This is a genomic window from Schaalia sp., assembly GCF_050312375.1.
Taxonomy (GTDB): domain Bacteria; phylum Actinomycetota; class Actinomycetes; order Actinomycetales; family Actinomycetaceae; genus Pauljensenia; species Pauljensenia hyovaginalis.
The window spans coordinates 1-19,418 of sequence record NZ_JBNOYB010000019.1; the positions used below are offsets into that span (position 1 = coordinate 1).

Sequence of the window (19,418 nt, forward strand, 5' to 3'; positions counted from 1 at the left end):
GTTGTGGACCGATCGAAGGGGCGCCGCGCGCCTGCGCTTACACTGGACGCTGTGACTGAACCACTTGTCCTCGGCATCGAATCGACATGCGATGAAACCGGAGTCGCCCTCGTGCGCGGCTGCGAGCTCCTCGTTGACCGAACCGCGACTTCGATGGACCAGTACGCCAGATACGGGGGGATCATTCCCGAGATCGCCTCGCGCGCCCACCTGGAGACCTTCCTGCCGACCCTGGACTCCGCCCTCGACGAGGCCGGCGTCGGCTTCGACGAGATCGACGCGATCGCCGTCGCCGCGGGCCCCGGACTCGTCGGCTCCCTGACCGTCGGGATCTGCGCGGCGAAGGCCCTGGCCTCCTCCCTCGGCAAACCCCTCTACGGCGTCAATCACGTCATCGGGCACCTCGCGGTCGACAAACTCGCCGACGGGCCGCTCCCCGAACGCTTCATCGGACTGGTCGTCTCGGGCGGCCACTCGAACATCCTCCTCGTGGAGAACATCGCGACCGATGTGCGCGAACTCGGCGGCACACTCGACGACGCCGCAGGCGAAGCCTTCGACAAGGTGGGGCGCCTGCTCGACCTGCCCTATCCCGGAGGCCCGCACGTCGACCGGCTCTCGCAGGCGGGCGACCTCAGCGCGATCCGATTCCCGCGCGGCCTGGCCGCGGGCAAGGACAAGGAGCGCCACAAGTACGACTTCTCCTTCTCCGGATTGAAGACCGCCGTCGCCCGATACCTCGAGGGGGCGCGAGCCTCGGGCGAGGAGATCTCCCCCGAGAACGTCTGCGCCGGCTTCTCCGAAGCGGTGAACGACTCCCTCACCTCCAAAGCCGTGCGCGCCGCCATCGACACCGGGTGCGGAACGATCGTCGTCGGCGGGGGCTTCTCCGCGAACTCGCGGCTGCGCGCCCTGCTCGCCGAACGCGCCGGTGCGGCCGGGATCGAGGTCCGCCTGCCCCCCCTGCGCTTCTGCACGGACAACGGGGCCCAGATCGCGGCGATGGGCACCGAGCTCCTCGCCGCAGGGGTCGCCCCCTCCGACTGGGACTTCTCGCCGGACTCGGGCATGCCCCTCACGCAGACCTCGATGCCGCCGCGCTGAGGCCCCTCCTCCGGCGGCGCCCCTGCTCCGCAGGATCGATCGGCGGGCCGAACGGGGATCAGACCCGCCTTCGCGCGATGATCGCCCGATGCCTGCCCGCGACACGAGTCGCGATGACGACCGCGTCCTGATCGCCGTCGAGCCTCAGCGACGCCCGCAGGGCGGCGGGGTCGATGTCCGCGCCGCGCTTCTTCACTTCGACTCGTCCGACGCCCAGACCCCTGAGGGCCGCGCTGATCGCCTTCGCCTTCAAAGGCACGACCTCGACGACTTCGAACCAGGTGAGGAAGGGCGAATCCGTCGGAGCCTCGGCGCTCAGATAGGCGATCGCCTCGGAGATGAGACGCGCCCCGCTGAGCTCGGCCAGGCGCGCGACGAGACCGGCCCGGATCACCGCGTCATCCGGCTCGCCCAGGTAGCGCCCCAGAGCTCCGATCTCTGCGGGGCGCACGGGCGCGCAGGCGGGACGGGCGCCCTCCTCGTCGAGGCGCTCCGCCCTCGTCCCCGAGATGACGAGAGCGGATCGCCCCGGGCCCTCGAGCGCCAGAGGACCCGTCCAGATCGCCGCCTCGACGAGGGAGCCGTTCACGGAGGTCCACTCCGCGCGCGCATCCTCGGGCAGGGCGGCGTGCGCGATGCCGGGGGCGACTTTGACTCCGAGCATCGGGATCGTCGCTCGCCATGAGAGCACCTGGGACAGGGGAGGGGACCAGGACTCCGGATCGTGGATGCGACCCCCTCCCCTCGCGATCCCCGAGCGGCGCGCGGGGTCGGCGAAGAGGGCGTCGACCCCCTGAGCCGCGAGCTCAGCCATGCTGAGGGCGGTGACATCGCCCTGACGGACCTGCGCCCGGGGGTAGTCCGAGAGATTCTCGGCGGCGAGGGCGGCGGTCTCGGCATCGAGGTCGACGGCGAGGACGCCGAGGCCTGCTTCGGCGAGCGCCCTCGAATCCGAGCCGATACCGCAGCCGAGGTCCGCGACGCGGTTCGCCCCCGCTTCGCGAAAGCGCCTCGCGTGCTCTCGGGCGACCTCCAGGCGGGTCGCCTGCTCGAGCCCGTCACGGGTGAAGAGCATGCGGGCGGCGACGTCGCCGAGTTTGGCGCGGGCGCGGGCGCGCAGGGCGATCTGCGCGGCGACCGCGGTCGCGAGTGCGGGGTCGACGCCTCGGGCGCGCAGCTTCTCGCCGAGCGCGAGCGGGCGTACGGCCGCCTCCTCCTCGTATGCGGCCGAGTCGCGGAGGAGCCGGCGGCCTTCGGGTGAGCGCAGGAGTTCGGAGGCGGTGGGCACGTGCAGATTGTCGCATGCGCACCTCACTCCGGAGGGGCAGGGCGGAGAGACGCACAGGCTTTGGCACTCGGCTTGCTCGAGTGCCAATGCGCGCCTATGCTCGGTGGTGGAGCGCGGCCGACGCCGCGATCGGGTTCCTCACCCGACCCCCGCGACGGCGGGCGAGGAACGAGTTCGTTCTTCATCTAGGAAAGGGAGCGACAGTGTCGATCTCCATCAAGCCCCTCGAGGACCGCATCGTCATCCGCCAGCTCGAAGCTGAGCGCACCACCGCCTCGGGTCTCATCATCCCGGACAACGCCAAGGAGAAGCCGCAGGAGGGTGAAGTCGTCGCCGTGGGTCCCGGCCGCATCGACGACAACGGGAACCGCGTCCCGCTCGACATCAAGGTCGGCGACACGGTCATCTACTCGCGTTACGGCGGCACTGAGGTCAAGTACGCGGGCGAGGAGTACCAGATCTTCTCCGCTCGCGACGTCCTCGCGATCGTCGAGCGCTGATCGCTTCGGCGTCTTCGCCTGAGCAGTCCTGAGGGGCGGCGTCTTCGGACGCCGCCCCTTCTCCTTCCCGTCCTCCCCTTCCGTCCTCAGGGGCGCGGTTCTACTCCGCGTCCGACTCCCGGCCCGGGTCGGCGCAGGCGCCCGGATCAGCGGAGCCGAGCGGATCGCCAGCGCGTCGCGGCCATGCGAACCAAAGGGCGCCTGCGAGTGCGACAAGAGCGAAGAGGAGCGCCCACGCCGGGATGAATGAGGCGAAGCGCAGCACGGACTCCTCCCACGATGCCAGGAGCGAAGCGGGAACGAGACCGCCGAGCGGGTTGGAGGCCCCGGACCAGCCGAGCGCGATGCCCAGGCCGATGAGCAGCATGCCGGAGACGAGGTTCGTCCAGGTGGATTCCCGTCCGAAGATACGCAGCGGCCTGGGCCGCAGCCATGCGCGCTCCGATAAGCGTCCCGCCCGCCAGACGAGCGCGAGGAGCCCGAGGGGGACGGCCATTCCGGTCGCGTACAGGACCATGAGGAGGGCGCCCTGCCACGGCGAGGCCCCGAATCCCGCCGTGACGAGGATCGCGCCGAGGATGGGGCCTGCGCAGCCGATTCCCGCGAGGCCGTAACCGGCCCCGAGCAGGACGATCGCCCCGGGACTCGTGAGGTCCCTGGAAGCCGGCCCCGGGCGCGCCCCGGGCCGCGTCCGACGCCGGGGGCGCGGCAGCTCGATCGCCGCCACCTCGAGGATCCCGAGAAGGACGACGAGGAGGGCGGCCAGGCGCGCGAAAAGGCCGAGCCGATCGGCGAGGAAGGCGCCGCTCGCTCCGAAGGCCGCGCCCAGCGGGACGAGCGCGAGCAGAAGACCCGCCCAGAAGAGGCCCGTTCGGGCCAGGAGCGCTCGTTTCGATTGGAAGGCGTAGGAGAAGAACGCGGGGAGCACCATCACCGAGCAGGGCGCGAGAACGGTGAGCATCCCGCCGACGAGGGCCGCCAGCGGACTGATGCCGCTCACTTCGCGGCTTCCGCTTGGGCGAGCACCGTTGCGCGGATGACGTCCAGTTCGCGGTATCCCGAGACGAAGGCGTCGCCGATGAACATGAAGGGGGTCCCCTGGACGCCGATCGAGTAGGCCTTGGTCTTCGCCTCTTCGACGGCTGTCTTCGTCTCCTCGGCGTTCATCGTCGCCGTGAAGGCGTCGAGATCGGGGACCGCCGCGGCGCGAGCGAACTCGAGGAGGTTCTCCTGGGTGTATTCGGGGTGCTCGCCTTCGCCCGCTGCGGCGTAGACGGCGTCGTGGAACTCCCAGAACCGGCCTTGAGCCGCTGCGGCGCGTCCCGCCCGAGCGGCGAGCGGCGAGGTCTGGGTGATCTGGGCGAGGTCGCGCCATTCGATGCGGAGGGTGCCGTTGTTGATGAGGTCGGCGAGCCCGGGCTCGACCTCCTTGGCGAAGAGCGTGCAGTAGGGGCACGCGAAGTCCGAGTAGAGCACCATGACGACGGGTGCATCGGCCTTCCCGAAGGCCTGGGGGTCGTCCGGGTCGCGCCTCGCCTGGGCGCGGATGATCTCGAGCTGCGCCGGGTCGGTCGCTGAGGGGATCGCGAGCTCGTCCGAGGCCGCGGGGGTGCGGCTTCCCTCAGCGCTCCCCGCGGCCCCGGTGGTCCCTGCGGCGGAAGCGGCGAGGGCGGACTGCGCCTCGTCGAGCCGGGCGTTCAGCCTCTGGCGGTCGACGATGAGGACGCCGAGGGCGAGGATGAGCGCTGCGATCACGAGGAGGAGGATCGCGATGAGGGGCGATCGTGAACGGCGTGCGGGAATCGGGGTTTCGGACACTGGGGGTTTCTCCATGACGGGGACATTTCCCCGTCAGTCTGTCATGGAAAGGGCGGGGGCGCGCTGGAGCGCCCCCGCCCGGGGTGAAGCAGAAGGAGATCAGGAGGCCCTGCGGGTCCTCGAGGTCGAGCGGATCTCTTCGCGGCGCTCCTCTTCGGTCATGCCGCCCCAGATCCCGTAGGGTTCCTGCGCCGCCAGAGCGTATTCGCGGCACTGGTCGATGACGGGGCAGGCCGCGCAGACGGCCTTCGCATTCGCCGCCCTGCGGCGGCGGGTCGAGCCGCGTTCGCCCTCGGGGTGGAAGAAGAGCTCGGTGTCGAGGTCGCGGCAGGCTCCGTCGTACTGCCAGTCCCAGGCTTCCATCATCGGGCCGGGGAGTCGGGAGACGTCGGTCATAGGGCACCTCGCATTCGGTGGACGCTGCCGGGGACTCTCCCCGTGCGACCTCGTTCAGACTAGTTTATTGTGCGCAAGTTGTTCAAGAGTCGTTCACATATTCCAAGGAGATTCCCAGAATCGACGCTCAAGCTGAGAGTAAGCTGAAATTACTGTTCGAAATCCTGGGAATCGATCCTGAACAAGAGATGAACAAGACGATCCGCCGCCGCGAAGAGTCTCACCCTCGTTCAAGTGGCGAAGCCGCCTGCAAGGCGCAACAATCACACAGTGAGGGACGCCGGGAGGAAACCTCCCGCTTCCGCCGCAGCACCACCGGAGCCGGAACCGACACGCAGGAGGAGGGGAGCGATGCCGAGGACGCATCTTCAAGCGGCATCATCCGCCGTCGAAGCGCCCCTGACCGTCACCGCGGTGTCGATGCGATTGGGCATCTCCCCTTCGACCCTGCGCACATGGGAGCGCCGCTACGGCCTGGGCCCGGGGGAGCGGCGCGCAGGATCCCACCGCCGCTATCTGCCCGCCGATATCGCGCGCCTGGCCAAAATGGTCGATCTCGTCCATGCGGGAGTCTCCCCATCCGACGCCGCCGCCACCGTGCTCTCCCTCGCCGACTCCCCTCCCGCCGCAGAGGAGCCCCCGGCGCCCCATTCCATCCAGGACCTCGTCGAGGTCTCCTGCCGCTGCCGTTCCGCCCAGCTGAGGCGGGTCCTCGAAGCCGCAGTGTCGACCGAGGGGCTCGTGCACACCTGGAGCCGACTGGTCGCCCCCGCCCTCGAGCGCCTTCGCGCCGTCCAAGACGGCGAACTGCCGGGCTGTGCGCCCTCGACCGTGCTGCGCACCGCCTTCCTCGACCTCCTCGCAGCGGTCGCGGACTCGATCCCGGCCCACGACGGCCCCGAAGGCTCCGTCGCGATCCTCACCGATCTCGCCCACGAGGTCGGCGCGCACGTCGTCGGAGTCGCTCTGCGCTGGTACGGGATCGATGCGCGCGTGCTCGCGAGCGAGTCGATCGAGGGCGAAGCGGGCTCCGAGCGCTTCAAGCGCTTCCACGACGCCCACCCCGTCACCCTCGCCATCGTCATGGGAACGGGCACCAGCTGCGAGCGCTTCATCTCCTTCCTCGCCGAGGATTGCAGTCTCGACGTCCTCCTCGTCGGGGCAGATGCGCCCGTCGTCGTCGACGGCAGGGTCCTGCGGGTGAGGACCCCGGCCGCATGCGTCGAAGAGACCCTGGCCGTCCTCGCGCCCGGCGCGGACCTCGCATCCTTCGACGCCTGAGCCGCGCAGACCTCCGAGGCGCACACCCCGGCGGCCTCCCCGGTGCTACCGTGAAGTCAGCCGGAGGCGCTGGCCTTCCGCCCCATCGCACGCGACGACGCATTTCGGGAGCCGACATGAGGACACCCTGGAGGGAAGAGGCCCTACTCGACGCCTTCGCCGAGGACTTCGAGGCCCTCGTCGGATTCGCCTCCGCCTCGCGCTGCCCCGGCGGATTCGGCACCCTCGACGCCGAGGGCACGATCGAAGCAGGCGCCCCCATCGAACTGTGGATCACCTGCCGCATGACCTACGTCTTCACCCTCGCCTCGATGCGCGGGATCGAAGGGGCCGCCGAACTCGCGCGCCACGGGCTCGACGCCCTCGCAGGACCTTTCCACGACGACGAGCACGGGGGCTGGTACTCGGCCCTCGTCCCCGCGGGGGACGCGCCGGTCGAAGGAGCGCGCAAAGAGGCCTACGCCCACGCCTTCGTCATCCTCGCCGCGGCCGCGGCGAGCTGCGCGGGATTCGAGGGCGCGCGGGCCCTCCTCGACGAAGCCCTCAAGGACCAGGACCGCCACTGGTGGGAGCCCTCCTTCGGCCGCGTGAGGAACTCCTGGAACCTGGACTTCAGCGAGTGCGAGGCCTATCGGGGCCTCAATGCGAATATGCACACCGTCGAGGCCTACCTCGCCGCATGGGATGCGACCGGTGAGAGGATCTGGCTCGACCGCGCTCGCGAGATGTGCCGTTTCGTCGCCGACCTCGGCGCGCGTTTCGGATGGCGCCTCCCCGAGCACTTCGGACCCGGATGGGTCGTGGAGCCGGAGATGTTCGCCGACAATCCGGCCGACCCCTTCCGCCCCTACGGGGCCACGCCGGGGCACGGTTTCGAATGGGCGCGCCTCATCCTGCACACGCGGGCCGCCCTCGTCGCCGTGGGCGATGCGCCTGGCGCATGGATGATCGACGTCGCCCGCGAGCTCGTCAATCGCGCCGACTCCGACGGCTGGACGGACGAGGGCGTCGGCGGCATCGTCTACACGACCGACTTCGACGGGCGGCCCGTCGTTAAGACCCGCATGCACTGGGTGGTCTGCGAGGCGGTGAACGCCGCCTACGCCCTGGGCGTCGTCGATGAGGAACGGGGCGACGAGGAGCAGACGGGGATCCAATCGGAGCGCTTCGCCCGCTTCGCGGCCTGGGCGGATCAGTACCTCCACGAGGCCCCGGGCCGCTGGATTCACGAACTCGGCGGCGACGGCGCGCCCTCGACGACGGTCTGGGCCGGCAAGGCCGACGCCTATCACCTCGCCCAGATGCTCCTCCTCCCCAGGATCCCCCTCGCCCCCGGGTTCGCGGCCGCCCTCGCGAGCGCCTGAGACCCGTGGAGCGTCGGCCCCCTCGGCGGTGAGGAGGGGGAGCGCGAGGACGGCCGACTCCGACGTGATGCTCCCCACTGAACGCTGTGCGAAGCCCTTCCCCGGTTTTCCGGTGCGGGCGGCGGGCGCCTAGACTCTGCACATGGGCGACTTTTCTGCGAATGATCCCTTCGGCCTGACAGGCCTCACTTACGACGACGTCCTTCTTCTGCCCGAGCTCACCGATGTCGTGCCCTCCACGGTCGACACGACCTCGCGCCTCACGAAGAAGATCTCCCTCCGCGTCCCCCTCCTCTCGGCGGCGATGGACACGGTCACCGAATCCCGGATGGCGATCGCCATGGCCCGTCAGGGCGGCATCGGCATCCTCCACCGCAACCTCTCCATCGAGGACCAGGCCCAGCAGGTGCGCCTCGTGAAGCGCTCCGAATCGGGAATGGTCGAAGACCCCGTGACCGTCGGTCCCGAGGCGACGATCGAGCAACTCGACGAGCTGTGCGGCCACTACCGCGTGTCCGGACTGCCCGTGGTCGGGGAGGACGGCGCTCTCCTGGGCATCATTACGAACCGCGACCTGCGCTTCGTCCCCCAGGCGCAGTGGTCCGCCCTGACGGTCCGCGACTGCATGACCCCCCGCGAACGCCTCGTCACCGGGCGCGTCGGCATCTCCCGCGAGGACGCCAAGGCCCTCCTCGCCGAGCACCGCATCGAGAAGCTCCCGATCGTCGACGACGATGACCGCCTCACCGGCCTCATCACCGTCAAGGACTTCGTCAAGACGGAGCAGTACCCGAACGCCACGAAGGACGAGCGCGGACGCCTGGTCGTCGGCGCGGCCGTCGGCTACTGGGGTGATACCTGGGAGCGTGCGACCGCCCTGGCCGAGGCGGGCGTCGACGTCCTCGTGGTCGACACCGCGAACGGCGGCGCGAAGCTCGCCCTCGACATGATCCGCCGCATCAAGTCCGACCCGATCTTCGCCGGCGTCGAGGTCATCGGCGGGAACGTCGCGACGACCGAGGGCGCTCAGGCCCTCATCGATGCGGGCGCGGACGCGGTCAAGGTCGGCGTCGGACCTGGCTCGATCTGCACGACCCGCGTCGTCGCCGGCGTCGGCGTCCCCCAGATCACCGCGATCGCACTGGCCGCGAAGGCCTGCGGGCCCGCGGGCGTCCCGCTCATCGCCGACGGCGGCCTCCAGTACTCCGGCGACATCGGCAAGGCCCTGGTCGCCGGCGCGGACACGGTCATGCTCGGCTCCCTGCTCGCGGGCTGCGAGGAATCCCCGGGCGAGGTCGTCTTCACGAACGGCAAGCAGTTCAAGCGCTACCGCGGCATGGGATCGCTCGGCGCGATGAGCTCGCGCGGCCGCAAGTCCTATTCGAAGGACCGCTACTTCCAGGCGGACGTGTCCTCCGATGACAAGATCGTCCCCGAGGGCATCGAGGGGCAGGTCCCGTACACGGGCTCGCTCGCATCGGTCGTCTACCAACTCGTCGGCGGCCTGCATCAGACGATGTTCTACCTGGGCGCCTCCTCGATCGCCGCGCTCAAGGCGAACGGGCGCTTCGTCCGGATCACCTCGGCGGGCCTTCGCGAGTCCCATCCGCATGACGTCCAGATGACGAGCGAAGCGCCGAACTACCACTCCTCGGGCGCGAAGGGCTGAGACCCTGAGCGCATGGCCCCGCCGTCCGCGGTTTCGACCGCGGCAGCGGGGCCATTAGTATGGCCAGTGACGACGGTCACCCTCGCGTGAACATCGTGCCGTTCCACCGTTGAACCCGGGAAGGTGAATCCCATGCTCATGCTCATCGATCACGCCAACGTTCAGGCGATCCAAGAGACGCTGACCTACCTTCCGGTGGATGGTGTGACGACGAACCCGACCATCCTGTACCGCGAGGGCAAGGAACCGCTCGAACTGCTCCACCAGATCCAGGACGTGCTTCCCGAGGGCGCCCAGCTCCACGTTCAGCTCGTGTCGGAACGGGCGGCCGACATGGTCGAGGAGGCGAAGGCGCTCCGTTCGGAGATCCCCGGGAACCTCTTCGTGAAGCTCCCCGTGACCCGTGAGGGCTTCGCGGCGATCCCGCGGATCGTCGCCGAGGGGATCCAGGTCACGGCGACGGGCATCCACTCCTCGATGCAGGGGTTCATGGCGGCGAAGGCGGGCGCGCGTTACGTGGCCCCCTACGTCAACCGCATGGACAACTTCGGCATCGACGGCGTCCGCGTCGCCACGGAGATCCACCGGACCCTGAAGTCCTACGGCATGGAGACCGACGTGCTCGCGGCCTCCTTCAAGAACTCCGAGCAGGTCCTCGAACTCGTCCGTCAGGGCGTGGGCGCGATCACCGCGGCTCCCGAAGTCCTCGCGGCCCTCATCAAGAACCCGGCGACGGATGCCGCGATCGCCGAGCAGAACCGCCATTTCGAGATCCTCGTCGGCGAACGGCGCACGTGGAAGGACATCATCGAGACGAAGTGAGGCCCCGGGGCGGGACCGCGGATCCGGCCCCGCCCTCTCGACGGCCTACGCCCTCGCGAGGGCCTAAGCCCTCTCGACGGCCTACCGGGACTGGGAGTCCGCCGTGAGCATCGGCCATGACGGGTCGATGGAGGCATCGCGTCCCTGCTTGCGCAGGTACTCTGCAAGGCCTTCGGCCCACTCGCGGTGCCATCGGGTCTGCGCCGCCTGGAGCTCGCGGGCGTCGAGGCCCTGCAGGTCCGTGTGCTTGGCGGCCATGGCCGCGAGCACGTCGAGGGTCATCGCCACATCGACCTCGGCGGTGTGGGCATCGGGCGAGGCCTCGACCCCGTAGGCGGGGGCGACGAGGGTGAGGGTCTTCTTCCCCTTGCGGTAGCGCTCGAAGTGACGGTCGAGGACGAGGGGGTCGATGATCGGTCCCGCTTCGCGGCCGAGCCGCTGGGCGAAGGTGCCCAGCCCGTGCCGGGCGAGCTCGGCGTCGACCAGTGTGAGGTCGTAGGAGGCGTTGAAGGCGACGACCGGATACCCCCTGCGCCAGTGTTCGACGAGGGTCGCGGCGATCTCATCGAGGGCCTCGTCGACGGGGCGCCCCTCGGCGCGCGCCTTCTCGGTCGAGATGCCGTGGACGGCGGTCGCCGTCGCGGGGATCTCGACTCCCGGATCCGCGAGCCATGTGTGGACCCGGTCGGGCCTGCCGGTGTCGATGCCGCCCATCCTCAGGACCAGGGCGCAGGTGACGAGGCGATCCTCGAAGGGATCGACGCCCGTCGTCTCCGTGTCGAAGCCCAGCCAGGGCATGTGCAGCCAATCCGCCGTCTCGTTCATGCTCCTAGTGTGCGCCATGGCAGGGGCGTTTCCGTCCGCCCCGCCCTCGGATCCCCCCATGCGGGCATCTGCGGGCCCGTCCATGCCGAATCCCGTTCCTCCGAGCGCCCGTGCCGATAGGATCGGCGCGTGAGCAGTGAAGTCGAGATCGGACGGGGTAAACGGGGACGACGCGCGTACACGCTCGATGACATCGCGCTGGTCCCCTCCAGACGCACCCGTGATCCTGAGGATGTGAACGTCGGCTGGCAGATCGACGCCTACCACGTGGACATCCCGATCATGGCGGCGCCGATGGATTCGGTGATGAGTCCGGACACGGCGATCGCCTTCGGCCGCCTCGGCGGCATCGGCGTCCTCGACCTCAACGGCCTGTGGACCCGCTACGAGGATCCCGAGCCGCTCCTCGAGGAGATCTCCCATCTTGGCGAGGACGAGTCGATCGCCCGCCTCCAGCAGGTCTACTCCGAGCCGATCAAGCCCTCGCTCATCACCGCCCGGCTCAAGCAGTTGCGCGAGGCGGGCGTCGTCGTCGCGGGCAAGCTGTCGCCGCAGCTCACGCAACGCTATTGGCGTCACGTCGTCGATGCGGGCGTCGATCTGTTCGTGATCCGCGGGTCGACGGTCTCGGCCGAGCACGTGTCGAGCCGCGCCGAGCCCCTGAACCTCAAGCGATTCATCTACGAGCTGGACGTCCCGGTGATCGTCGGGGGAGTGTGCACGGACACCGCCGCGCTCCATCTCATGCGCACGGGGGCGGCCGGGGTCCTCGTCGGTTTCGGCGGGGGAGCGGCCCATTCGACGAGGCGCTCGCTCGGGGTTCATGCGCCGATGGCGACGGCGATCGCCGATGTCGCGGCGGCCCGGCGCGACTACATGGACGAGTCCGGCGGGCGCTACGTCCACGTCATCGCCGATGGCGGGATCGGCAGGTCCGGGGACCTGACGAAGGCGATCGCCTGCGGCGCCGACGCCGTCATGCTCGGCGCGGCCCTGGCCCGTGCGAGCGAAGCGCCGGGGCGGGGGTGGCACTGGGGCTCGGAGGCCACGCATCCGGACATGCCGCGGGGGCAGAGGGTGCACGTCGGCACCTCGGGAAGCCTCGAACAGATCCTCTACGGCCCTTCGACGAGGGCGGACGGCTCCTTGAACTTCGTCGGCGCCCTGCGGCGCGCGATGGCGACCACGGGTTACTCCGAGGTGAAGGACCTGCAGAAGGTCGAGGTCGTCGTCGGCCCGTACCATCCTTCGGGCGGCTGAGGATCTGATCCTCGCGGGCCCGGTGAGGCCCGGAGCCGACCGGTCGCGCTTCGTGGCGCTCTTCGCCGACCCCGCGCCGGGCGGGCGATTCCCGCCTTCCGGGCCCGCGCAGCGCTGTGGCAGGAATATGTCAATCTTCGCCGGTGCGCCGAAAAGTTGCGGGATGTCTCCCGGGTAATCTTCTCAAACCCTCCTTTGGGCGCTACATTTGTCAATCTCAACCTTGTCGGCATGTAAAGAAGCGTGTCCCAGGGTCGGGAGGACCGCAATGCAGCGGGGCAGTGAAAAGGAGAGGAACAAACAAGTGCGCGCACCAATACGAAGAGGGGCGGTGAGTGCGGTAGCCGCTATCGCCCTCGCGACCATGCCCTTGACCGCTCACGCCGTCGACGCTCCGGACGGACTCGCCTCCGGATCGCCCGAGGCCCCCGTCGCCTCGGCGGATGAAGCCGCGAACACCCCGGAGACCGCCGCGGCCCCCGGGGACGAGGGCGCTGCAAGCACCGCGGAAGCGGGCGCCGCCCCCGCCGGGACTGACGCCGATGCCCCTGCGGCCGCGAACGGAGCCGGCGCTGAAGCGACCCGATCCGATGAGAAGGCTGAAGAGCCGACGGCCGCCGAGGGCGCGAACACCGCTGAAGCCCCGCAGTCCGCTCCCGCGGAGATGCGGGCTCCCGCCGGCGACACCACCGCCTCCGGTCAGCCCCTCACCCCCATCACCGAGATCCAGAAGACCGGGGAGGCCGACGATTCCGCCCTCTCGGGCAAGAAGGTCTACGCGCGCGGAATCGTCACCGCCGTCTACCCCAAGGGCGAAGACGGCCTGACCGCGACCTTCGACGGCTTCACCATCCAGACCCCCGGCACCGGCGGCGCCTGGGACCCGAACCGCGCAGCCTCGGACGCCCTCTTCGTCTACGTCGGCAATAAGGGCTTCACCATGCCGCAGATCGGCGACTGCGTCGACGTCGGCGGTACCGTCGGCGAATACCCGAAGAACGACCCGAAGAAGAAGATCAGCGCCGAAACCCCTTCCTTGACTCAGATCGGGGCGAGCTCGATCGATAGCGTTAAGGATTGCAAGCCGGTTGCGCCGACGCCCTTGAGCCAGGTCCCCACGGCCGCTCAGATGGAAGCCCTCGAATCGATGCTCGTCAAGCCCGAAGGTGCCTGGACGATCACCGACAACTACACCGCCAACACCTACGGCACCCTCATGCTCACCCCCGGGACCGAGCCTTTGAGGGCCGCCACCGACGTCGTCGCGCCGGGCGAGGAGGCCAAGGCCTACGAGGCCGCCAACGCGGCCAAGCAGATCGCCCTCGATGACGGCGCGAACACGAACTTCTCCACCGCGAAAGCGGCGAAAGAACTCCCTCTCGCCTACCTTGCGAACAACGCTCCCGCGCGCGTCGGCTACCGCGCGACCTTCAACGACCCCGTCATCCTCGATGTGCGCAACAGCGCCTTCGTCCTCCAGCCGACGACTAAGGTCGCTGCGCAGCCGGCGAAGTCGCCGGTGACGATCTCGGGCGAGCGCCCGAGCGCCCCCTCAGTCGCCGGTGACATCCGCGTCGCGACCTTCAACGTCCTCAACTACTTCTCCGACCTCGGCGAGGACGAGCCGGGATGCAAGGGCTACGCCGATCGCCTCGGCAACCTGCTCACCGCGAAGAACTGCAAGGTCCGCGGCGCCCATTCCAAGGACGCCTTCTTGAACCAGCAGGCCAAGATCGTCCTCGCCATCAACGCCCTCAACGCCGACGTCGTCGCCCTCGAGGAGATCGAGAACTCGCAGGCGGTCCTCGGCAAGGACCGCGACGAGGCGCTCAAGAACCTCGTGTCGGCCCTCAACCAGGCGGCGGGCGACGATGTGTGGACCCACGTGCCCAGCCCGAAGACCGTGCCCGCCGATGAAGACGTCATCCGCATCGCCTACATCTACAAGCCCGCCACGGTCAAGACCGTCGGCGAGTCCGAGATCCTCGACGACGCGGCCTTCACGAAGCTCGCCCGCCAGCCCCTCGCCCAGCGATTCGCGCCGGTCGAGAAGGACGGGAAGAAGGGGACGGAATTCGTCCTCATCGCGAACCACTTCAAGTCCAAGGGGTCAGTGCCCAAGGGGATGGAAGAGGGCAACACCGACAACGGCGACGGCCAGGGCAATGCCAACGCCGTCCGCGTCGCCCAGGCCACGGCTCTCGCGAAGTTCGCGGAGAAGTTCGCCGACACGCCGACCCTGCTCGTCGGCGACTTCAACTCCTACTCGCAGGAGGACCCGCTGAAGGTCCTCACCTCTGCCGGCTGGACGCGCGAATCGGGATCGACGGACGCCTCCTACGTCTACGGCGGACGCTCCGGATCCCTCGACCACGTCTTCGCCAACGCCGCGGCGCACCCCCTCATCGCCGAAGTCGGCTCCTGGGCCCTCAACGCCCAAGAAGCCGTCGCCTTCGAGTACTCGCGCGCCAACTACAACGCGCATCTCCTCTTCGAGAAGGACAACCCCTTCCGCTCCTCGGACCACAATCCGGAGATCGTCGGGCTCAAGGTGTACGAGGACGCGCCGCTGCCGCCCGTCGGCCCCGTCACCCTCGATCTCTACAACCTCACCGATGTCCACGGCCACATCGAGCAGGTGAAGAAGAAGGAGAAGATCGTCGAGGCGGGCCTTCCCGCGATGAAGTGCTACCTCGAGGACGCGAGGGGCAAGAACCCGAACTCGTCCTTGACGCTCCTGGGCGACAACATCGGGGCTTCGCCCTACACCTCGGGCTCCCTCAAGGACAACCCGACGATCGCCGCCCTCAACACACTCAAGCCCCTCGCCTCCACGATCGGGAACCATGAGCTCGACATGGGCCAGGCGGTCTTCAAGCAGCGCGTCGACGGTTCCAACCCCTCCGAATACGTTCAGGTCGGCTTCCCCTACCTCGGCGCGAACGTCGAGGGCATGGGGACCTGGGGAGAGCAGAAGCACCCCTACCTCGGCGAGTACAAGGTCTGGGAATCCCCCTCGGGCGTCAAGGTCGCCTTCATCGGCGCCATCGCCGAGGACGTCCCCTACAAGCTCGCCCCGGGCACCACGGAGGGCCTGGTCTTCACCGATCCCATCGCGAAGATCGACGCCCTCGCCGCGAAGATCAAGGAATCCGGCGAGGCCCAGATCGTCGTCGCCATGCTCGACGACGACGTGAAGAACAACTACCCGAAGGTCGGCGCGAACGTCGACGCCATCATGGGCGGCGACACCCACGTCCCCTACGAGTTCGACAAGGTCGACTCCGCTGAGAAGCTCGATTCGAAGAATCCGCTCCTCGCGGGCATCGCCTCGGGCTCCTACACCGACAACCTCGGTCTCGTGAGGATCTCCTACGACCCGGTCGAGAAGAAGGTCCTGTCGGCCGACTCCATCCTCATCCCGGCGGCGAAGGTCGCCGAATGCGGCGAGGCCGAGGACACCAAGGCCGTGGTCGACAAGGCCGTCGCCGACTCGAAGGAGGCGGGCAAGAGGGTCGTCGGCACCGGTTACGCCGAGACCTTCAAGCGCGGCGTCTTCACCGCTCCCGGGGACAAGACCGATCCGGGATCGAACCGCGGCGTCGAGTCGAGCCTCGGCGACCTCGTGGCCGACGCCATGCGGGAGACGATCACCACGACGGACGGCAAGCCGGTCGACTTCGGCATCATCAACGCCGGAGGCCTGCGCGCCGACCTCGTTCCGAACGAGGACGGAACGGTCACCTACGCCCAGTCCTACGCCGTCATGCCCTTCTCGAACGAGCTCGGCTACGTGACCCTGAGCGGTGCCCAGGTCAAGCAGATGCTCGAGGAGCAGTGGAAGACGAACCTCAACTCGCAGAACTCGCGTCCGATGCTCAAGCTCGGCATCTCCGAGAACGTGCGCTACACCTACGATCCGAGCGCCGAGTTCGGGAAGAGGATCACCTCGGTGACCATCGACGGGGCGCCCCTCGATCCCGAGAGGAACTACACGATCGGCTCGGTGACCTTCCTCCTCGCGGGCGGCGACTCCTTCGACGCCCTCAAGGCGAACGGCCCCGCGGTCAACACCGGTCACCTCGACCGCGACAAGTTCAACGAGTACCTCGGGAAGCACTCGGGCCTCAAGCCCCGCGCCCTGAAGTCCTCGATCGGCGTGACCCTGCCCTCCGAACCCGTCAAGGACGGGGCGACGGTCAAGGTCGAGCTCCGCGGCCTGTCCTTCACCGAAGGGCCCTCCGTCACCCAGAAGGTGAAGGCGCGCCTCGGAGGGGAGTTCTCCGAAGCGGAGGTCGACAACTCCCTCCTCGAAGAGCACGCCTCCGATGAGGCCTCGGTCATCACCACCGACGGCGCCGGCCGCGCCGTCGTCGAGGTCGTCGCCAAGGGCGTGTGCACCTCCGGCGAGCCCGGTGAGATCGTCGACGCCCCGCTGATCGTCGAGACCGACTTCGGTCGCGTGATCGATGAGACGGCCGGGTTGAGTGCGAAGGTGATCTGCGAGGGGAAGCCCGCCGGGCCGACCGCCAGCGTGGATCGTCCCGAGGCGGCTCAGGGCGAGAGCATCGAGATCCTCGGCGAGGGCTTCGTCCCCGGCCACTGGGTCCGCGCCGAGCTCCACTCCGACCCGATCGTCATCGGAAAGGTCAAGGCGGACGAGAAGGGCGTCGCGCGCTTCACGCATCGCCTCTCGGCCTCGACTCCCACCGGGGATCACACGATCGTCCTCGTCGATGAAGATAACGGTGCGGTTGCAAAATCCGCCCTGAAGGTTCTGGCGAAGACGGATGCGGGAACGACGCAGCCCGGAGGGGGCGACCCCGGAGTCGCGAACACCGCCGCGACGAAACCCGCTACCGCATCCGCGGACTCGAAGGGCTCCTCACTTGCGAAGACGGGCCTCGTCGGGGGAACCCTGCTCCTCGCAGTGCCGCTGCTCCTCGTCTCGGGACTCGTTCTGAGAAGCCGCAAGTCGGCCTGAGCGCTCCGTCGGGGGCCGGAATCATCCGGCCCCCGACGCCGCAGGGCGCCGTGATGCGGTTTGGTGAACCGCGGCGGTGCTGCTAACGTACCCAACCCCGCTATCGAACGACGGCGGGAACTCGACGGCGAGACACCGCTTCGGCGGGGCCATCGGCCTCGCCTCCCCGGGCCTCATCCCCGAGGGCTCGCCGCCGCCGAACGGAGGAGAACTCATGCCCTGGTGGGAGATCATCGGCTGGACGGGATCGGCGCTCGTCGTCATCTCGCTCATCGTCCCTTCGATCAGGCGTTTCAGAACGCTCAATCTCGCTGGATCGCTCATCGCGACCGTGTACAACGTCGTCTTCGGCATCTGGCCCTACGCGGCGATGAACGCCGTCATCGCGATCATCGACGCCTATTGGCTCTACCGTCTGAGCCGCGGGGGGCGTGAATACCGCTTCGTGCCGGCCGAGGCGGATTCGCCCCTCGTCCGCGACTTCCTCGAGGTCCACGCCGCGGGCATCGAGGAGGCCTTCCCGGGCTTCTCCCGTTCGGATCTCAGCGCCGCCGGCGCTCATCTCATGATGTGCGCGGATGAGATCGCGGGTGTGTTCGTCCACGTGAACAACGGCGACGAGGGTCGGGTCCTGCTCGACTACGTCACCGACCGCCACCGCGATCTCACTCCCGGGCGCGCCCTCTATTCCGACGAGGGCGTTCGTCGGGCCGTGCCCGCCGCGCTGCGCCTTGCGCGCAGTGCGACGAGCGATCCGGCCTATTTCGAGCGGATGGGGTTCATCGCCGAGGGCGACGACCTCCTCTTGAGTCTGCACGATTGACCAGGGGACTTGACAGGTCCCGTTCCACCCTCGAATAATTTTGTCACACGTCAATTCGGAGTTTTACAAACGTTCCACACGGGATGTCGACGCTCCGCAAGGACGGCGCCGAAGAAGGCTCAAGCAACAGCGCTGTTCAACGACGAACAACCCAACTGGAGGAAACCCATGAAAACCCTCTCGAAGTACCTGGCAGTCGCGGGAGTCGCCGCGCTCGCCCTGGCCGGCTGCACCTCCGGCGCCAAGCCCGCCGCCGAATCCGGCGCCACCGCCGGCGAAGCCTCCTCTTTCAAGGCCTGCGCCGTCTCCGACGCCGGCGGCTGGGACGACAAGTCCTTCAACGAATCCGCCTACAACGGCCTGACCGCCGCCAAGGAGAAGCTCGGCATCACGGTCAACACCGCCGAGTCCTCCTCCGACGCGGACTTCGTCCCGAACGTCGAAGCCATGGTCGACGACGGCTGCAACCTCATCATCGGCGTCGGCTTCAAGATCGAGAAGGCGCTCCACGACTCCGCCGATCAGAACGCGGACCTCCACTACGCCCTCGTCGACTCCTCCTTCTCGGACGCGGACTTCAACACCGTCGTCCTCGAGAACGGCCGTCCGCTCCTCTTCAACACCGCCGAGGCCGCCTACCTCGCCGGCTACGTGGCCGCGGGCATGACCCAGACCGGCAAGGTCGCCACCTTCGGCGGCATCCAGATCCCCTCGGTCACCGTCTTCATGGACGGCTTCGCCGACGGCGTCGCCGCCTACAACGCCGCCAAGGGCACGAACGTCCAGCTCCTCGGCTGGGACAAGGCCAGCCAGAACGGCTCCTTCACCCAGTCCTTCGACGACCAGGCCCTCGGCAAGCAGCAGGCCCAGCAGTTCATCGACCAGGGCGCCGACATCATCATGCCGGTCGCCGGCCCCGTCGGCCTCGGCGCCGCCGCAGCCGCGAAGGAGCACGGCTCGACCTACATCATCGGCGTCGACTCCGACTGGTTCCTCACCAGCCCCGACTACTCCTCGATCATCCTCACCTCGGTGATGAAGGAGATCGGCGCCTCCGTCGAGCAGGCCGTCACCGATTCCGTCGAGGGCAAGTTCACCTCCGCCCCCTACGTCGGCACCCTTGAGAACGGCGGCGTCTCCATCGCCCCCTTCCACGACTTTGACTCCAAGGTCCCCCAGGAGCTCAAGGACGACATCGTGAAGCTCACCGACCAGATCAAGAGCGGCGAGCTCAAGGTCGAGTCGGAGAACTCCCCGAAGTAATCGGCCTCGAGGGCGCGGCGG

At 68.7% G+C, this 19,418-nt stretch carries 15 protein-coding genes; 10 read left to right on the top strand and 5 right to left on the bottom strand.

Annotated elements, in window-relative coordinates:
* The first annotated feature begins 51 nt into the window (after nt 1-51).
* Nucleotides 52-1,104, top strand: a complete 1,053-nt coding sequence (gene tsaD, locus ACQY7V_RS01115; protein WP_320836255.1) for a tRNA (adenosine(37)-N6)-threonylcarbamoyltransferase complex transferase subunit TsaD — start codon at nt 52-54, stop codon at nt 1,102-1,104.
* Nucleotides 1,105-1,162: 58 nt separating this feature from the next.
* Here the strand turns inward: tsaD and ACQY7V_RS01120 are convergent, their stop codons facing one another.
* Entirely contained in the window at nt 1,163-2,392 is a 1,230-nt protein-coding gene (locus tag ACQY7V_RS01120; RefSeq protein ID WP_320836256.1) for a class I SAM-dependent methyltransferase, read from the bottom strand.
* 203 nt (nt 2,393-2,595) lie between these two features.
* Here ACQY7V_RS01120 and groES point away from each other — a divergent pair, with 203 nt between their 5' ends.
* Nucleotides 2,596-2,892, top strand: coding sequence for a co-chaperone GroES (gene groES / locus ACQY7V_RS01125; RefSeq protein WP_184453654.1), 297 nt, complete (start codon nt 2,596-2,598; stop codon nt 2,890-2,892).
* A gap of 100 nt (nt 2,893-2,992) precedes the next feature.
* Here the strand turns inward: groES and ACQY7V_RS01130 are convergent, their stop codons facing one another.
* From ACQY7V_RS01130 to ACQY7V_RS01140, 3 genes are all read right to left on the bottom strand, one after another.
* The gene (locus ACQY7V_RS01130) at nt 2,993-3,892 is read right to left on the bottom strand and encodes a cytochrome c biogenesis CcdA family protein (protein WP_320836257.1); all 900 of its coding nucleotides are present in this window, start codon (nt 3,890-3,892) and stop codon (nt 2,993-2,995) included.
* Nucleotides 3,889-4,710: a DsbA family protein gene (locus ACQY7V_RS01135; RefSeq protein ID WP_320836258.1), complete on the bottom strand. Its 822-nt coding sequence runs from the start codon at nt 4,708-4,710 to the stop codon at nt 3,889-3,891. The genes ACQY7V_RS01130 and ACQY7V_RS01135 overlap by 4 nt, the downstream gene beginning before the upstream one ends.
* Before the next feature lie 99 nt (nt 4,711-4,809).
* Nucleotides 4,810-5,106, bottom strand: a complete 297-nt coding sequence (locus tag ACQY7V_RS01140; RefSeq protein ID WP_320836259.1) for a WhiB family transcriptional regulator — start codon at nt 5,104-5,106, stop codon at nt 4,810-4,812.
* Between the two features lie 351 nt (nt 5,107-5,457).
* Between ACQY7V_RS01140 and ACQY7V_RS01145 the strand changes: the two genes are divergently transcribed.
* The 4 genes from ACQY7V_RS01145 (at nt 5,458) to ACQY7V_RS01160 (ending at nt 10,242) form a co-directional block, all read left to right on the top strand.
* The gene (locus tag ACQY7V_RS01145) at nt 5,458-6,387 is read left to right on the top strand and encodes a MerR family transcriptional regulator (RefSeq protein WP_154476312.1); all 930 of its coding nucleotides are present in this window, start codon (nt 5,458-5,460) and stop codon (nt 6,385-6,387) included.
* 116 nt (nt 6,388-6,503) lie between these two features.
* Complete coding sequence (locus tag ACQY7V_RS01150; RefSeq protein WP_320836260.1) at nt 6,504-7,751, top strand: AGE family epimerase/isomerase; 1,248 nt, start codon at nt 6,504-6,506, stop codon at nt 7,749-7,751.
* Nucleotides 7,752-7,893: 142 nt separating this feature from the next.
* Nucleotides 7,894-9,420, top strand: coding sequence for an IMP dehydrogenase (gene guaB / locus ACQY7V_RS01155; RefSeq protein ID WP_154476316.1), 1,527 nt, complete (start codon nt 7,894-7,896; stop codon nt 9,418-9,420).
* 132 nt (nt 9,421-9,552) lie between these two features.
* Nucleotides 9,553-10,242: a transaldolase family protein gene (locus ACQY7V_RS01160; protein ID WP_303773569.1), complete on the top strand. Its 690-nt coding sequence runs from the start codon at nt 9,553-9,555 to the stop codon at nt 10,240-10,242.
* Between the two features lie 81 nt (nt 10,243-10,323).
* On the opposite strand, the gene ACQY7V_RS01165 is transcribed toward ACQY7V_RS01160, so the two are convergent.
* On the bottom strand, nt 10,324-11,067 hold the full coding sequence (locus ACQY7V_RS01165; RefSeq protein WP_428638513.1) for an exonuclease domain-containing protein: 744 nt from the start codon (nt 11,065-11,067) through the stop codon (nt 10,324-10,326).
* 129 nt (nt 11,068-11,196) lie between these two features.
* Between ACQY7V_RS01165 and ACQY7V_RS01170 the strand changes: the two genes are divergently transcribed.
* The 4 genes from ACQY7V_RS01170 (at nt 11,197) to ACQY7V_RS01185 (ending at nt 19,397) form a co-directional block, all read left to right on the top strand.
* Complete coding sequence (locus ACQY7V_RS01170) at nt 11,197-12,327, top strand: GuaB3 family IMP dehydrogenase-related protein (protein WP_303773568.1); 1,131 nt, start codon at nt 11,197-11,199, stop codon at nt 12,325-12,327.
* Nucleotides 12,328-12,658: 331 nt separating this feature from the next.
* Nucleotides 12,659-17,311 carry an ExeM/NucH family extracellular endonuclease gene (locus ACQY7V_RS01175; RefSeq protein WP_428638516.1) on the top strand — a complete coding sequence of 1,551 codons (4,653 nt, stop codon included), beginning with the start codon at nt 12,659-12,661 and terminating at the stop codon, nt 17,309-17,311.
* Nucleotides 17,312-17,525: 214 nt separating this feature from the next.
* Nucleotides 17,526-18,134 carry a hypothetical protein gene (locus ACQY7V_RS01180; protein ID WP_154476322.1) on the top strand — a complete coding sequence of 203 codons (609 nt, stop codon included), beginning with the start codon at nt 17,526-17,528 and terminating at the stop codon, nt 18,132-18,134.
* 168 nt (nt 18,135-18,302) lie between these two features.
* On the top strand, nt 18,303-19,397 hold the full coding sequence (locus tag ACQY7V_RS01185; protein ID WP_303773564.1) for a BMP family lipoprotein: 1,095 nt from the start codon (nt 18,303-18,305) through the stop codon (nt 19,395-19,397).
* Nucleotides 19,398-19,418: the final 21 nt, after the last annotated feature.

Coding starts and splice junctions, on each gene's coding strand:
- ACQY7V_RS01160 (WP_303773569.1), top strand. CDS start 9,553: ATGCTCATGCTCATCGATCACGCCAACGTTCAGGCGATCCAAGAGACG.
- ACQY7V_RS01140 (WP_320836259.1), bottom strand. CDS start 5,106: ATGACCGACGTCTCCCGACTCCCCGGCCCGATGATGGAAGCCTGGGAC.
- ACQY7V_RS01165 (WP_428638513.1), bottom strand. CDS start 11,067: ATGAACGAGACGGCGGATTGGCTGCACATGCCCTGGCTGGGCTTCGAC.
- guaB (WP_154476316.1), top strand. CDS start 7,894: ATGGGCGACTTTTCTGCGAATGATCCCTTCGGCCTGACAGGCCTCACT.
- ACQY7V_RS01185 (WP_303773564.1), top strand. CDS start 18,303: ATGAAAACCCTCTCGAAGTACCTGGCAGTCGCGGGAGTCGCCGCGCTC.
- ACQY7V_RS01150 (WP_320836260.1), top strand. CDS start 6,504: ATGAGGACACCCTGGAGGGAAGAGGCCCTACTCGACGCCTTCGCCGAG.
- ACQY7V_RS01180 (WP_154476322.1), top strand. CDS start 17,526: ATGCCCTGGTGGGAGATCATCGGCTGGACGGGATCGGCGCTCGTCGTC.
- ACQY7V_RS01145 (WP_154476312.1), top strand. CDS start 5,458: ATGCCGAGGACGCATCTTCAAGCGGCATCATCCGCCGTCGAAGCGCCC.